Here is a 15,269-nt window from a genome sequence, read left to right as displayed (position 1 = left end):
CAGTCTTGATGTCGGGTGGTTAGTAAAGTGCCTGCTCTTCTTGAACGACCTCTTTTAAAAGCTCTAAAAACAGTTTGTCAGCCTCTGAATGCTCGGCAGGATCTTCCGGAATGTGGACACTGGTAGTGCCAGATATCTCATTGGCGATTCGCGCCATTACTGCCGGGCTGCTGCCTTCGCTTAATTGCTGACGCGCGATTACCAGCGACTGACCAAGAATGTCAGGATCTTGAAGCAGTTTGCGTATGAAACCGCGCAGTTCATTAATAATACGTGTTTTTTGAATTTCTGATGCAGACATAAGAGTCTCCTTAACGCGGCGCTTGAGCTGATTATCAAGCGAAGCCAGTCCATGCATTGACCATAGCATTTTTAGTGCAGCGAGTATGGCTTGTCTACGTTTAGACCAGTGATTTAGCCTACTACGTTAACGTTAAACGGCCTGCTTTGTGTTTTACCGGATTGGCATACTGAGCCAGCCAGTAAGGACGCAGATTCTCCGGCACTGCCGCCATTCGCGCCTGGAAGCGTTCGCGGTCCTGGCGAGTGATGGTTTTACGGGCAACCAACTCCGGCGCTTCACCGAGTGCTTCCAGGGCTAAATAGTGGCTTGGGAAGAGGCGGTAACCACCGATAACCTGACGATCAATCTCAGCGGCTACTTCATCGGGAGTCGCCATGTCGGCGCCTACCGGGGAGCCAAAACGCAGCTGTACTCTGCCTTTATCACCGGTAATGCCAGCAACGATAGAGCGAATATCTTCAAATTCACTTTTAGCATAGCTACCTTCTGTTGCCACGTCGTGTAGCTCCTGCGCTTTTTGCACGTCGCAAGGGTCATATTCATAGCTAATCGAGACAGGCACCAGCTTGAGTTCGGCTACCGCTTCACCAAACATCATGTCTCGCTCGGCATTACGCTTGGCCATGGTCAGCATCTTGATAATAGCGGGGTCGGTGCGGTCAATGCCGTTTTTGGCGCGGCCTTCACGCTGAGCCATCCAGATGGAGTGCTGGTCATCGGTAATTGAGTAACGAATATAAGCAGAAAGCTGTTGGTACGCTGCCAGCATCGCACGCTTTCCGCGCGCACTTCTGGGGACGATAAAGCTTTTATTGAGCCGCATTAGATCGGTGACATAGGGCTTTTTAAGCAGGTTGTCGCCAATGGCAATGCGCACCGTATCGCGGCCCGCCTGGTAGAGTGCGTAGTTAACGAACGCGGGGTCGAGCGAAATATCCCGGTGGTTACCAATAAACAGATAAGCACTATTTGGGTCGAGCTTGTCCAAGCCTGCCACTTCAAACGCGTCGGTAGTGGTGCGGATCATGCGATCCATGTAGCTTGCGATGCGCATTTGAAAATCGCGCACCGTTGCCACACCTTTTACTTCACGCTGTATCGCGTGGCTTGCAAGCTTTCGGGCAAGCGGCGGAACCCAGAGCGCCATGCGGGGAAGGCGAAAACGAGTAAGCGCATCAAGAAGCTCGCTATCGCGGGCCAGGTGCGCGAGAACATCGGCCACTTCGTTGTCTGTATAAGGGCGTATATCCGCCCATGGGTCAGCGGCGTTCAGTGCGTTGGGTGCGTCGTTGTGATGAGTCATGCGATCCGTTGGATGATAAACAATAAAGAACAATTCATAGCAGCGCGATCAACCCTTTAGTTACCTAACGGGGCAGCAGGTTCCTGCTTGTTTTCACCACCCAGCCACTCTATCAGACGAACAATGTCATTGGATAACGCTTGGGCCATCAAAATAAAGTCGGTTTCAAGCCGGGCCAGAGCGTCATCGCCGTCGTCAGCATGGTCGGCCTCTTCAATCAAGGCATCACCAAAACGCAACGATTTCAGAGCCAGGTCATCATGCAGAACGAAGCTTAATCGGCCTTCAAGGCTCATGGCGAGCTTGCTTGCCTGGCGTCCGCTCTCAAGTAGCTGCTGTATCTCATCGCTATCCAGGTCAACCTGGCGAGCGCGGAGAACGCCATCGTCGCCTTTGGCTTTAAGTTCCACCTGGTCACCCAGCTGCAAATCTGCCGGGCGGTTTGCAGGGTCGCCAAGCCATGTTGTCATCGCACGAATAGGCAGTGTTTGGGATGACAAGGGCGTTGCCTTGAGGCTGCCTAAGGTTTCTCGTAACAGGTCTAGCAAGTCTTCAGCACGGGTACGAGAGCTGGCATTGATGCCGATCAAGTGACGTCGTGTGTCCCACCAAAGGTCAATTTTTTGGCTGCGTACAAAGGCACGAGGCAGAAGCGCTTCCGTCACCTGCTCTTTAAGCGCGGTTTTCTCTTTGCGCGTCACCTTGCGACCTTCGCGCGCTTCTATATCAGCGACCTGCTCGTCGACTTCCTCTTTGACAACAGAGGCAGGTAGCAGGCGTTCTTGACGTAGCACGGATAACAGTCGGTGGCCCTGGATTTCATGTAGCAGTTGACCGCCGCCAAGGCGGCCTGCTGGTGCTGTCCAGCCTAGTCGGCGAGCATCCGCATTGCCGAGCGGTTTGGCCGCATGTGCTTGCAATGCGTCGGCAAGCGTTGAACTGTCGAGCTCAGGGGCGCCATGTAGGCGATATAAATGCAGGTGCTTAAACCACATGTCACCAGTCCTATCCAAAAGGTGGCACATTATGTCGAAAGCGGGGCGTTCCTGCCAGCACCTTGCCGCTTAGGTATAAGTTGTATGTGTTTTAAACCTGTGTTTGATTGAGGTAGTGGCTAATGAGCCTGTTGGCTTGCGCTTGTGTTTATTAAAAGGAGTTGTTATGTCGGTATTACCTTCTCGCGTTCAGCTGCGTGTACGTGGCTACCACTTGGACGGCTACGGGCATGTCAATAATGCACGCTATCTTGAGTTTATGGAGGAGGGGCGCTGGGCGTTTTTTGATGAGCACCCAGCGATGATTAGCGAGCTTCATCAGGCGGGGCAGGCGTTTGTGGTGGTGAACCTGAATATTGACTACCGCGCCGCCGCCGTTCAGGGCGATGACCTGACTATTCTGACGGGGATCGTCGAGGTAGGAGAACGCCGTGCGCTGTGTCATCACCGCATCTATCGCAGCGATGGCGTATTAGTTGCACAGGCCGATCTTACGTTTGTGCTTCTCGATATGCGGGCGAATAAAGCCTCGGTGATTGAAAATGAGCTTGCCGAGCGGCTGAATGCATTACTACTTACCAAAGAGCAGTTTACGCCTTAATAATCAAGGGGAGTGTCCTGGCTGCCCTTGGTGCGGATGCAGTGGTATGATGTAGCAGTATCTGCGCATCGTCTTTTTTTAAAGGCGGTACTTTTAGCGCTTTCAACTCTCGCAGTGCCAATGCAGTGCAAAGGATCTGACTTTCATGGGTGACATCGCCAGAGAAATCTTGCCCGTCAATATTGAAGACGAGCTCAAACAGTCGTATCTCGACTATGCGATGAGTGTCATTATCGGCCGCGCGCTACCCGATGTGCGTGACGGTTTGAAACCTGTTCATAGGCGTGTGCTCTTCGCCATGCATGAACTGGGGAATGACTGGAATAAACCGTACAAGAAATCGGCGCGTGTTGTCGGCGATGTCATCGGTAAATATCACCCGCATGGTGATAGTGCGGTTTACGACACTATCGTACGTATGGCGCAGCACTTCTCAATGCGCCACGTTCTGGTCGATGGCCAGGGTAACTTCGGTTCTATCGACGGCGATAACGCTGCTGCCATGCGTTATACCGAAGTGCGCATGTCGCGTCTGTCGCACGAGCTTCTTGCCGATCTTGAGAAAGATACCGTCGATTGGGTCGATAACTACGACGGCACCGAACGCATCCCTGCCGTTTTGCCTACTAAAGTTCCCAACCTGCTGATTAACGGCTCGTCGGGCATTGCCGTGGGCATGGCAACCAATATTCCGCCGCATAATATGCGCGAAGTGATTGACGGCTGTTTAGCGCTGATTGATGACTACACGCTGTCGGTGGATGACTTGATGGCGTACATTCCTGGCCCTGATTTCCCCACGGCGGGGATTATCAACGGCCGCGCTGGCATTTTAGATGCGTATCGCACCGGGCGTGGCCGCATCCATGTGCGCGCTAGCCATACAATTGAGCACCATGATAAAACCGGCCGTGACCACATCATCATTACCGAGCTGCCTTATCAGGTGAACAAGGCGCGCTTGATTGAAAAAATCGCCGAGCTGGTTAAAGAGAAAAAGATCGAAGGCATTGCCGAACTGCGCGACGAGTCGGACAAGGACGGCTTGCGCGTGGTTATTGAGATTAAACGTGGCGAATCGGGTGAAGTCGTCGTTAATAATCTCTTTGCTCAGACACAGCTTCAAAATGTGTTTGGTATCAACATGGTGGCGTTGGAGAATGGCCAGCCCCGCACGTTGAACCTAAAAGAGATGTTAGAGGCGTTTATTCGTCACCGCCGTGAGGTAGTGACGCGCCGGACGCTGTTTGAGCTTAAAAAAGCCCGTGAGCGTGGCCACCTTCTTGAAGGTCTGGCGGTGGCTATCTCGAACATTGACGACATCATCGAGATGATCAAGGCCTCGCCCAGCGCAGCCGAGGCGAAAGAGAAACTACTGGCGAAAACATGGCAACCGGGGCAGGTTACCGGCATGCTTGAGCGGGCAGGTGCTACCTCGTGCAAGCCCGAAGAGCTGGATGAAAGCTTTGGCCTTAATCCTTCCGCGACCGAATACCGCCTATCGCCTGCTCAAGCGCAAGCTATCCTTGAGCTGCGCCTACATCGTCTGACCGGTCTTGAGACTGAGAAGCTGCTCAATGAGTACCTCTCTATTCTTGAAAAAATTGCAGAACTCACCGAAATTCTTGCCTCGGCCGACCGGCTAATGGAAGTGATTCGTGAAGAGCTGCATGCCGTGCGTGACCAGTATGGTAATGACCGGCGTACAGAGATTCAGGCAAGCCATCTGGATCTCTCAATCGAAGATTTGATCGCCGAAGAAGACATGGTGGTGACCGTGTCGCGTTCCGGCTATGCCAAAACTCAGCCGCTTTCGGATTACCAGGCGCAGCGGCGTGGTGGGCGCGGTAAGTCGGCAACATCGATGAAAGATGAGGATGTGATTGAGCATCTGCTCGTTGCGTCGACCCATGACACCGTTCTGCTGTTCTCCAACCGCGGTAAAGTGTACTGGCTGAAAGTTTACGAGATGCCTTCAGCGAGCCGTGGTTCGCGCGGTAAACCGCTGGTCAATATGCTGCCGCTTGAAGAGGGTGAGTCGGTTAACGCCATCTTGCCGGTGCGTGACTACGACCCCGAGCACTATATTTTCTTCGCGACCGCCAATGGTACGGTGAAACGCACCAGCCTGGAGCAGTTCTCGCGTCCGCGCAGCGTTGGCCTGATTGCCATTGACCTTGAAGAGGGCGACCGCCTGGTGGGTGCTGCTATTACGTCAGGCGCTGACCACGCCATGATGCTCTCTTCTAACGGTAAGGCGATCCGTTTTGAAGAGGGCAATGTTCGCGCAATGGGCCGTACCGCTCGAGGTGTGCGTGGCATGCGCTTGGCAGAGGGTGCTGAGGTTATCAGTCTGATCATTCCCAAGAGCCAGCAGATTGATGCTGAGGCTGATACGGATGTTGATGAGGCAGAAGAAACCGTTGCTGAAAGCACCCAGGCAGAAGGCCAGATCTACATTCTAACGGCCAGCGAAAATGGTTATGGCAAGCGCACACGCCTGGAAGAGTTCCCGCTGCGCGGCCGTGGTGGCCAAGGGGTTATCGCCATGCAGACCAGCGAGCGTAACGGTGCCCTTGTGGCGGCCATGCAGGTTTATGACAGCGATGAGATGATGCTGATTACAGACCGCGGGACGATGGTACGTACGCGTGTGGAAGAGGTGTCTACCACCTCACGCAACACCCAGGGCGTTATGCTGATCCGTCTGGGTAAAGAAGAAAAACTGGTTAAAACAGTTCGTGTTGACGAGCCTGGTGACAGTGAGCTTGAAGCACTGGATGAAGAGGGTGAGCCAGACAACGCGGGCGACAGCGCACAGGATACGGCGACTGATGACACGTCACTATAACTTTTGTGCAGGGCCAGCGGCCCTGCCTGTTGCGGTGCTCGAAAGAGCCCGCAACGAGCTGGTAGATTACCAAGGGCGTGGCTTATCCGTTATGGAGATGAGCCATCGCAGCGATGAATTTATAGCCATTGCTGAGCAGGCGGAAGCCGATTTCCGTCAGCTGCTAAGTGTGCCCGACAACTATAAGGTGCTGTTCCTGCAGGGGGGCGCCAGCATGCAGTTTGCTATGCTGCCAATGAACCTGCTGGGCCAGGGCGGTAGTGCCAACTTTATCCAAACGGGCATTTGGGGCAAAAAAGCGATTAGCGAAGTCAAGCGACTTGGCTATGCATGCCACTTGGCTGGAAACAGTGAGGCGGGTGGGTATGTGGATGTACCTTCCCAGGATGCGTTGACGCTAAGTGCGGATGCGGCCTATCTGCACTACACCTCCAATGAGACGATTGGCGGGCTAGAATTTGACTATACGCCGCAGGTTGTACGCGAAGATGGCCAGCATGTGCCGTTGGTCTGTGATATGTCCTCCAATATTTTGTCCAAGTCCATTAATGTCGCAGACTTTGGCGTTATCTTTGCTGGGGCCCAAAAAAATATTGGGCCGGCAGGTCTAACCCTTGCCGTAGTGCGTGATGATTTGCTCGGCCGGGCGGTCCCCAATACTCCGTCGCTGTTTGATTACCAAATGCTCGCAGACGCTGGGTCAATGGTGAATACGCCGCCAACCTATGCGTGGTACCTGGCAGGGCTTGTATTCCAGTGGTTACGTGATGATGTCGGTGGCCTGGTAGCTATGGATGCCATTAATCAGCGTAAAGCGGAAAAGCTTTATGGCGCCATTGATGCCAGCGATTTCTATAGCAACCCCATTGCAGTGGCTAATCGATCGCGTATGAACGTGCCGTTTGTGCTGGCTGATTCAGCCCTCGATAAAGCGTTCTTGCAAGAGGCCGACCAAGCGGGGCTACTGAATCTAAAGGGGCACCGTAGCGTGGGCGGTATGCGTGCCAGCTTGTATAACGCAGTACCCGAAGAAGCCGTTGATGCGCTGGTTGCTTTTATGGCTGATTTTGAACAGCGAAGAGGCTAATAATCATGTCCGACTCGTCGATCAATCTGGACGACCTACGCCAACGTATCGATCAACTTGATGGCGATATACTACGCCTGATCAGTGAGCGCGCTGACTGTGCTCAAAAAGTGGCGCATGTAAAGCTGGCTCACGATAAGGATGCGGTGTTTTACCGGCCTGAGCGTGAAGCGCAAGTGCTGCGACGGATTATGTCGCTTAACAAGGGGCCGCTGGATTCCGAAGAAATGGCGCGGCTGTTTCGAGAAATCATGTCGGCTTGCTTGGCACTTGAGCAGCCGATCAAAGTGGCTTATCTGGGGCCTGAAGGGACGTTTACTCAGCAGGCGGCACTAAAGCACTTTGGCGAAAGCGCCATTAGCCTACCCATGGCAGCTATCGATGAAGTGTTTCGTGAAGTAGAAGCGGGTGCCGTGAACTATGGCGTAGTGCCTGTTGAAAATTCAACAGAAGGCGTTGTGAATCATACCCTCGATACGTTTATGGATTCGTCTATCCATATTTGTGGCGAGGTGGTGCTACGCATTCACCATCACCTGCTGATCAGTGATACGACGCGTCGCGATAAAATCTCCCGCATTTATTCGCATCCCCAGTCGTTTGGCCAATGCCGAAAGTGGCTGGATGCACATTACCCACACGCCGAACGGGTTCCTGTTTCCTCGAATGCAGAGGCTGCCAAGCTGGTCAAAACTGAATGGCACAGTGCGGCCATTGCAGGTGATATGGCGGCCAAACTGTATGGGCTTGAGCGCGTAGCTGACAAAATTGAAGACCGCCCGGATAACTCGACCCGGTTTTTGATTATTGGTAGTGAGCGTGTGCCAATGGCAGGGGATGATAAAACCTCCATTGTCGTGGCCATGCGTAACCAACCTGGTGCACTGCACGACCTGCTTGAGCCTTTCCATCGGCATCATATTGATTTAACGCGCATCGAGACACGCCCATCACGTACGGGCGTATGGAACTATGTTTTCTTTATCGATTTTAAGGGCCACGCTGACGAACCGCGCGTTGCTGCCGTGTTGGAAGAGGTAAGGTTACGCGCCTCGGAGCTTCGCGTTTTAGGTTCCTATCCGCAGGGCGTGCTGTGACCGCTATGGCATCATCGGTCGTTGAAGCACCTTCCTGTAATGAACAGCGGCTATTGATCGTTGGTCTCGGCTTGATTGGTGGGTCACTCGCAGCAGCGCTGCGCGCCTCAGGGTTTAATGGCGTGATTGTGGCTTGCGATCCAAGCGAAGATGAAATCGCTCGCGGTGTCGAGATGGGGTTAATCGATACGGGGGGCGTCACTCTCGCTGACCAAGTGGCAGGCGCGACCATGATCGTCCTCGCGGTGCCCGTGCTTGCCATGGAGCCGGTGATGGCATCGTTGGCAGGCGTGCTTTCGCAAGCGGCGGCCAATGTGGTGCTAACCGATGTGGGCAGTACCAAAGCCACTATTCGTGACTGCGCCGAGCGTGTGTTTGGTGCTGTGCCAGCCAATATGGTGTTGGGTCATCCTATTGCAGGGTCAGAAAAGAGCGGTGTGGCGGCGGCTAATCCGCGCCTTTTTGCTGATCACAACGTTATTTTGACGCCTGAGCCAGGGGTCGATTGTGATGCGTTGGCGCGCGTGCGTGCGTTGTGGCAGGCCTGCGGCGCGAATGTGTTGGAGATGGACGTTGGGCGCCATGATCAGGTCCTTGCACGCACTAGTCATTTACCCCACTTACTGGCTTTTTCTCTGGTGGATACGCTAGCCCGACAGGATGAGCGGCTTGAGATTTTCCGTTATGCCGCCGGTGGTTTTCGCGACTTTACGCGCATCGCAGGCAGCGACCCGGTCATGTGGCGGGATATTTTTACGGCTAACCGTGAGGCGGTTCTGGCATCTTTAGATGATTTTGAAGAAGGCCTGGCTCAGTTACGTCACGCGATTGAGCGAGGCGATAGCGATGCCCTGATTGCGACCTTTGATCGTGCCAGCCACGCACGCCATTACTTTGATACGTTATTGAATAAAACCAGCTACCAAGCGGAATACAATATGCAACCACAAGGCAAGGTAACCTACCGAGTTCGGCCCGGCGGCCAGGCGAAAGGCCATTTGCGCGTACCGGGTGACAAATCGATGTCACACCGCTCTATTATGCTAGGAGCGCTGGCTCAAGGCGTCACCGAGGTCAAAGGGTTTCTTGAAGGTGAAGATAGCCTGGCGACGCTGCAAGCGTTTCGTGAGATGGGCGTTGCGATTGAGGGGCCTCACCAAGGGTGTGTCACTATCCATGGCGTGGGAATGAAGGGGCTTAAGGCTCCGGCCGGGCCGCTCTATGTGGGTAACTCAGGAACGGCGATGCGCCTGTTCTCGGGGCTTTTAGCCGGGCAGGCATTTGATAGCGAGCTTACCGGCGATGAGTCGCTAACCAAACGCCCCATGGGACGCGTGGCGGACCCGTTGCGGTTGATGGGTGCCTCCATTGAGACAGCTGAAGGTGGTCGACCGCCGCTTAAAATTAAAGGTGGCGCGGCGCTCAAAGGTATTTTCTACGACATGCCTATGGCAAGTGCTCAAGTGAAATCATGCCTGCTGTTGGCTGGGCTTTATGCTGAAGGTGAGACGCGGGTGCGTGAGCCGGCACCAACGCGTGATCATACCGAGCGTATGCTTAATGGTTTTGGTTATTCTGTGTCACGCGAAGGGGACACCTGTTGGTTGCAAGGTGGCGGTGCCTTGAGCGCTGGCCCCATTGACGTTCCTTCTGATATTTCATCGGCAACGTTCTTTATGGTGGCGGCTGCAATAACGCCGGGTGCTGATATCACCCTGGAGCATGTCGGTATCAACCCGACTCGCATCGGTGTTATTAATATTCTTACGTTAATGGGCGCCAACCTTGAGCTACTTAACGAAGCGGAAGTGGGTGGCGAGCCGGTTGCTGATATTCGTATCCGCTATGCACCCTTGAAAGGTATTGATATCCCGGTTGATCAAGTGCCCTTGGCGATTGACGAGTTCCCTGCGCTGTTTATTGCGGCGGCAAATGCTGCTGGCACCACGCGTCTTCGTGGTGCAGAAGAGCTACGTGTCAAAGAGTCTGACCGTATTCAGGCCATGGCTGATGGGCTGGCGATTTTGGGCGTTGAACATACCGTGGTTGGCGACGGAATCGATATTATCGGTAACGCCAATGCCGAGGTTGCAAGCTACGGTGGTGGGCGCGTTAATAGTTTAGGTGACCATCGTATCGCTATGGCCTTTGCCATTGCCGCACTACGCGCAAGTGATGACATTATTATTGATGACTGCGCCAATGTCGCTACGTCGTTCCCCACCTTCGTTGAGCTTGCCAATAAAATCGGCATGGGGGTTAACGTCGGGGGCGAGAATGACTAAGCCTATCCCTGTTCTGACCATTGACGGGCCAGGTGGGGCAGGCAAGGGAACCATCAGTAGTTTGGTTGCCGAGCGTTTAGGCTGGCATTTGCTCGACAGCGGAGCGTTATACAGGCTAACCGCCACCGCGGCGGTTAAGCATGGTATTGCGCTTGATGACGAAGCGGCTGTTGCTGCATTAGCCGAATCGCTGGATGTGGCATTTCCCATCGAAAATGGTAAGCCCCGCACGCTGCTTGAAGGTGATGAAGTAAGCCAGGCAATCCGGACCGAGCACACTGGCGAGTTGGCATCCCAGGTGGCTGCGCTTCCCGCTGTGCGCGCGGCTCTGCTTCAGCGGCAAAGAGATTTTCAGAAGGCGCCAGGCCTTGTTGCAGATGGCCGTGATATGGGCACCGTCGTATTTGTAGACGCGCCGCTAAAGATATTTCTAACTGCTAGTGCTGAGGAACGAGCGCGTCGCCGCCATCTTCAGTTGCAGGAAGCGGGTATGAATGCTAGTCTTTCGAGTCTTTTGAAGGAGATTCAGGCACGCGATGCACGCGACACGCAGCGCAGCGTGGCACCTCTCAAGCCGGCAGATGATGCCATTACGCTTGATACCACGCGTCTGAGCATACCGGAAGTGGTTGAACGGTTGGCGGAATTGCTTGCCCAAAAAGGGTTCGTATCCGGCACCTGATTCTCCCTTGCGGCGTTTTTGGAAAGGTGTCATGACATGGCAGGGCGGCAGTTCATATGATCGTTCATATCAGAGAGCCCGGTCAGGTCTAACCAGCGTTAACACCTCCAAAGGCAGAGTGACATTAGGCCCGTACTCGCTGGTGGTACGGAGAAGGCATTTATGCCTCAACAACGTTGATCACGTAGGAAAACCATGAGCGAAAGCTTTGCTGAACTGTTTGAACAGTCCCTTAACGACATTAACATGGAGCCAGGCGCTATCGTCGCGGCTCAAGTTGTCGACATCGATGGCGACTGGGTTACCGTCAATGCTGGTCTGAAATCTGAAGGCCAGATACCGGCGGCACAATTCCGCGATGAAAATGGCGAGTTAAACATCGCTATCGGTGACGACGTCCACGTTGCACTAGAAGCCGTAGAAGATGGCTTCGGTGAAACGCGTCTGTCCCGTGAAAAAGCCAAGCGCGCAGAAGCTTGGAAGATTCTGGAAGCCGCCTTCGAGAAAGACGAAATCATCAAAGGCGTGATCAACGGTAAAGTCAAAGGCGGCTTCACTGTCGATGTCGACTCTATCCGTGCCTTCCTGCCGGGTTCTTTGGTCGACGTACGTCCGGTTCGCGATACTGCGCATTTGGAAAATAAAGAGCTGGACTTTAAAGTCATCAAGCTTGATCCGAAGCGTAATAACGTTGTTGTTTCTCGTCGTGCTGTACTTGAAGCTGAAAACAGTGCCGAGCGCGAAGCGCTGCTGGCAACGCTGCAAGAAGGCCAGCAGATTAAAGGTATCGTTAAGAACCTGACAGACTACGGCGCGTTCGTAGATCTGGGTGGTGTTGACGGCCTGCTGCACATTACCGATATGGCGTGGAAGCGTATTAAGCACCCGTCTGAAATCGTTGCTGTTGGCGACGAAATCAACGTTAAAGTGCTTAAGTTTGACCGTGAGCGCAACCGCGTTTCACTGGGTCTGAAGCAATTGGGCGAAGATCCGTGGGTCAACATTAAGCAGCGTTACCCGGAAGGCACCAAAGTACACGCTGTGGTCACTAACCTGACCGATTACGGCTGCTTTGCTGAGCTGGAAGAGGGCGTTGAAGGTCTGGTTCACGTTTCTGAAATGGACTGGACCAACAAAAACATCCATCCGTCTAAAGTTGTCCAAGTGGGCGACGATGTTGACGTCATGGTGCTGGATATCGACGAAGAGCGTCGTCGTATTTCTCTGGGTATCAAGCAGTGTACTGCTAACCCGTGGGAAACGTTCAACGCTGAATACAACAAGGGCGACCGTGTTTCAGGTACCATTAAGTCAATCACTGACTTCGGTATCTTCATCGGCCTTGAAGGTGGTATCGATGGTCTGGTTCATCTGTCCGACATTTCCTGGACAGAAACTGGCGAAGAAGCGGTTCGTAACTTCAAGAAAGGTGATGAAGCCGAAGCCGTTATTCTGTCTATCGATCCTGAGCGTGAGCGCATCTCTTTAGGTATCAAGCAAATGGATTCCGATCCTGTTGCTGAATACCTGTCTGTTAACGATAAGGGCAGCATGGTGACTGGCCGTATTGTTGAAGTAGACGCAAAAGAAGCACACGTTGAGCTGGCAACCGATGTTATTGCCATCCTCAAAGCCTCTGAAATCAGTGCTGACCGTGTTGAAGACGCGCGCAATGTGCTGAATGAAGGCGACAGCGTTGAAGCGCGTATCATCAATGTCGATCGCAAGAGTCGTCAGATTAATCTGTCGATCAAAGCGAAAGAGCAGGACGATACTCGTCAGAACCTGAAGAAACTGCGTGACCAGGAACCCGAAGCTGGTGGCCCGACCACTATCGGTGACCTGATCAAGCAGCAGATGGGCCAAGACTAAGCTATTTAGTCGCTGGTTCTAAGAAGCGTCGCCCTATGGGCGGCGCTTTTTTGCTTATTAACAAGCTGTTTTCTAAGCCAGTTAGTTGTATTAAATTAGATTTACCAACCTGCTTAAAAACTTTTAAATCTACGCTATTCGCTTAAAAAACCTCTTAGTAATTGAATGAAAGTACACTAGACTATTGTCAATTAGTGCTTTTAAAGTAATAATGAGCGCGCATTCTGAACTAATGGATATGATGAGTGTCAATTCAATATCCAGAAGATAAATCTGAAGTATAAGGACTCCCCATGTCACTTCTAAACGAATATATCCAAAAAGAGCAGCAACTTAAGCAGTTGCAAGAAGACTTGCAGCGTCTTGAAGGAGACCAGCGTTTAAAAAGCGAGTTGGAATTCAAGGCTAAGCTTGAAGCGCTAATGAATGAATTTGGTAAGCGTCCTGCAGATGTTATCGCCCTGCTGGATCCGACAAACGATCAACGTGGCGCCAAGGCTTCTGGCAGCAATAATACTAGTCGCCGTAAGCGTCGCCTAAAAACGTATAAAAACCCCAATACGGGCGAAATTATCGAAACCCGTGGTGGTAACCATAAAGGTTTGCGTAGCTGGAAGGATGAATACGGTGACGAAACTGTTGAGTCCTGGCTGGAAAGCATGGAAGATTAATTAGCAACTACCGGCACTTCTCTTAAGAAATGCCGGCTTTGCTTTAACAAGAGGCAGCTTTCCGGTGCGCGGCTCACAGTAGGCCCGATAGCTATTCAATATTAAAAAAATATCTCCCGTTAGCTTAGCGCCGCAAAAGTTAGTGCTGCATTCTTTGCCAGCTTGAAATTATTTAGCGTGTTTGGTAATCGTGTCACTGATATGGCCGTGTCGTTGCTGTGACATAGCTTGCTGGAAGGATAGTCGCCTAAGCATGCATGGCGCTTGGCGAGGCTGTAAGTGCCTTCATGGGCTATCTGATGCAGAATGCGGTGAGTGCCATTGCTATTTCCGGGTATACGCCCAATACTGGCTACCCGTTGAGCCCATCGCGTCGCCTTTCTGGCAATACGGTTTTGTATGAACATGCTAGGGTCTGTCTGAAAAGTCGACGAGCGAAGACAAGACAAGGCAAAAATTGGCGAAAAAACGGAGTTTACATGTGTAAATGAGTATTTTGAGCCAATTTTTAACGCCGTATTGTCGAGCGCAGACACTTTTCAGACAGAGCCTAAGTAGCCTGTAGTCGTTCCTTGCCTAGTTCAGTGGCATATTCAACTGCTTCTATCAGCTCGGCAGTAGACCGGTCACGCTGCTGTTCTGTGCTGGTAAGAGCAAAGGGGTGGAGAGTATTCTGTTTGTACACTACGCTCTTTTATGGTTTATTAAAAACAGGCTTGGCCTGATTTGATATCGCTATTGAAAGGCGGGCGCTGTCCGGGAATATCGAGTTGCTGTCTGACATATATGGGTCGCTTGTGCATATAGCTTGCCCCATCGTATCGTGTTGACTATTGTTTGATTTTTTTGTGTACGATTCTGTGGCTGCTCGTCTTGCCTTTAAAACGCTATTGGATAGCTGTGCCTTTAATAGCGTTTCCGGGGATGTGAGTTAGCCGGCATATAGGCTTTGTCGTTTACGTCCTATACGTTTTTAGTGAATGATACGTTGAACCTTTTCTCGTAAGGCTATTGGCATTGGCCGATAACCTTGTTGTCATCGCTTGGTGGTAATTCCACTGCACCGAGATGCACGGCAGACTTTCAGGCTGGCTGTGCGGCATTGGGTATCTCTTGTGGAAATATCTGTTGTGGCGGTACTTCGACCATTTCAAGTAAGGTATGAATGAAACATCAATGAAATATCACAAAACTCCAAAACAGTCGGATGAACGTGACAAGCTGCGTAAGTTTCGTGAGTTGGATGATGCATTTGCGCAAGCTTTGCGCCAGTTGGAAGATCCTAAGAGTGACTTCGATATTCCAACCGGGCCACCGGTACGCTCATTGGCAGCGTTAGAAGAAGATGACGCAGTAAAACGCTCACAAGAGCGAGAGCGCTTGTTTGGAGAGCGCTTGAAAGCGTTAATGGATGAGTACAACCAATCGGACCAGGAGCTGCACGAGCTCATTTCAACGCTGTTGTTTTATGAGCTCTGGCCACAACATCAAGCGCCTGAGCTCACTGGTGGCTAGGCCTTT

General features: G+C 52.4%; 12 protein-coding genes. 9 read left to right on the top strand and 3 right to left on the bottom strand.

Annotation, left to right across the window (positions count from 1 at the left end; genetic code table 11):
• Positions 1 to 19: 19 nt before the first annotated feature.
• The 3 genes from ACT3RQ_RS04650 to ACT3RQ_RS04640 all read right to left on the bottom strand — a co-directional run bounded on the left by ACT3RQ_RS04650 (position 20) and on the right by ACT3RQ_RS04640 (position 2,602).
• Positions 20 to 301 carry a hypothetical protein gene (locus ACT3RQ_RS04650; protein WP_087105533.1) on the bottom strand — a complete coding sequence of 94 codons (282 nt, stop codon included), beginning with the start codon at positions 299 to 301 and terminating at the stop codon, positions 20 to 22.
• A 121-nt stretch (positions 302 to 422) separates the two neighbouring features.
• On the bottom strand, positions 423 to 1,607 hold the full coding sequence (locus ACT3RQ_RS04645; protein WP_444680063.1) for a 1-acyl-sn-glycerol-3-phosphate acyltransferase: 1,185 nt from the start codon (positions 1,605 to 1,607) through the stop codon (positions 423 to 425).
• A gap of 56 nt (positions 1,608 to 1,663) precedes the next feature.
• Entirely contained in the window at positions 1,664 to 2,602 is a 939-nt protein-coding gene (locus ACT3RQ_RS04640) for a recombination-associated protein RdgC (protein WP_193053490.1), read from the bottom strand.
• Positions 2,603 to 2,768: 166 nt separating this feature from the next.
• Between ACT3RQ_RS04640 and ACT3RQ_RS04635 the strand changes: the two genes are divergently transcribed.
• From ACT3RQ_RS04635 to ACT3RQ_RS04595, 9 genes are all read left to right on the top strand, one after another.
• Positions 2,769 to 3,203 carry an acyl-CoA thioesterase gene (locus tag ACT3RQ_RS04635; protein WP_193053491.1) on the top strand — a complete coding sequence of 145 codons (435 nt, stop codon included), beginning with the start codon at positions 2,769 to 2,771 and terminating at the stop codon, positions 3,201 to 3,203.
• Between the two features lie 145 nt (positions 3,204 to 3,348).
• A complete protein-coding gene (gyrA, locus tag ACT3RQ_RS04630; protein ID WP_172116546.1) occupies positions 3,349 to 6,054 on the top strand; it encodes a DNA gyrase subunit A in 2,706 nt (901 codons plus the stop codon).
• Positions 6,038 to 7,141, top strand: coding sequence for a 3-phosphoserine/phosphohydroxythreonine transaminase (serC, locus tag ACT3RQ_RS04625; RefSeq protein WP_444680062.1), 1,104 nt, complete (start codon positions 6,038 to 6,040; stop codon positions 7,139 to 7,141). The genes gyrA and serC overlap by 17 nt, the downstream gene beginning before the upstream one ends.
• A gap of 5 nt (positions 7,142 to 7,146) precedes the next feature.
• Positions 7,147 to 8,238 carry a prephenate dehydratase gene (gene pheA, locus ACT3RQ_RS04620; RefSeq protein ID WP_172116548.1) on the top strand — a complete coding sequence of 364 codons (1,092 nt, stop codon included), beginning with the start codon at positions 7,147 to 7,149 and terminating at the stop codon, positions 8,236 to 8,238.
• Between the two features lie 5 nt (positions 8,239 to 8,243).
• The gene (locus ACT3RQ_RS04615; protein ID WP_444639700.1) at positions 8,244 to 10,523 is read left to right on the top strand and encodes a bifunctional prephenate dehydrogenase/3-phosphoshikimate 1-carboxyvinyltransferase; all 2,280 of its coding nucleotides are present in this window, start codon (positions 8,244 to 8,246) and stop codon (positions 10,521 to 10,523) included.
• The gene (gene cmk, locus ACT3RQ_RS04610; protein ID WP_444639701.1) at positions 10,516 to 11,205 is read left to right on the top strand and encodes a (d)CMP kinase; all 690 of its coding nucleotides are present in this window, start codon (positions 10,516 to 10,518) and stop codon (positions 11,203 to 11,205) included. Before ACT3RQ_RS04615 ends, cmk begins: the two co-directional genes overlap by 8 nt.
• A 195-nt stretch (positions 11,206 to 11,400) precedes the next feature.
• Positions 11,401 to 13,077 (top strand): 30S ribosomal protein S1, encoded by a 1,677-nt coding sequence (rpsA, locus tag ACT3RQ_RS04605; RefSeq protein WP_172116551.1) that lies wholly within the window; start codon positions 11,401 to 11,403, stop codon positions 13,075 to 13,077.
• A gap of 293 nt (positions 13,078 to 13,370) precedes the next feature.
• The gene (locus tag ACT3RQ_RS04600; protein ID WP_444639702.1) at positions 13,371 to 13,748 is read left to right on the top strand and encodes a histone-like nucleoid-structuring protein, MvaT/MvaU family; all 378 of its coding nucleotides are present in this window, start codon (positions 13,371 to 13,373) and stop codon (positions 13,746 to 13,748) included.
• Between the two features lie 1,176 nt (positions 13,749 to 14,924).
• The gene (locus ACT3RQ_RS04595) at positions 14,925 to 15,263 is read left to right on the top strand and encodes a hypothetical protein (RefSeq protein WP_444621998.1); all 339 of its coding nucleotides are present in this window, start codon (positions 14,925 to 14,927) and stop codon (positions 15,261 to 15,263) included.
• The last annotated feature ends 6 nt before the right edge of the window (positions 15,264 to 15,269 follow it).

It is taken from the genome of Halomonas sp. AOP43-D1-4 (genome assembly GCF_052446175.1).
In the GTDB taxonomy this organism is placed as follows: Bacteria; Pseudomonadota; Gammaproteobacteria; order Pseudomonadales; family Halomonadaceae; genus Vreelandella; species Vreelandella citrativorans.
Note: the sequence above shows the minus strand (reverse complement) of the source record. Positions and strands in the feature narration are given on the sequence as shown.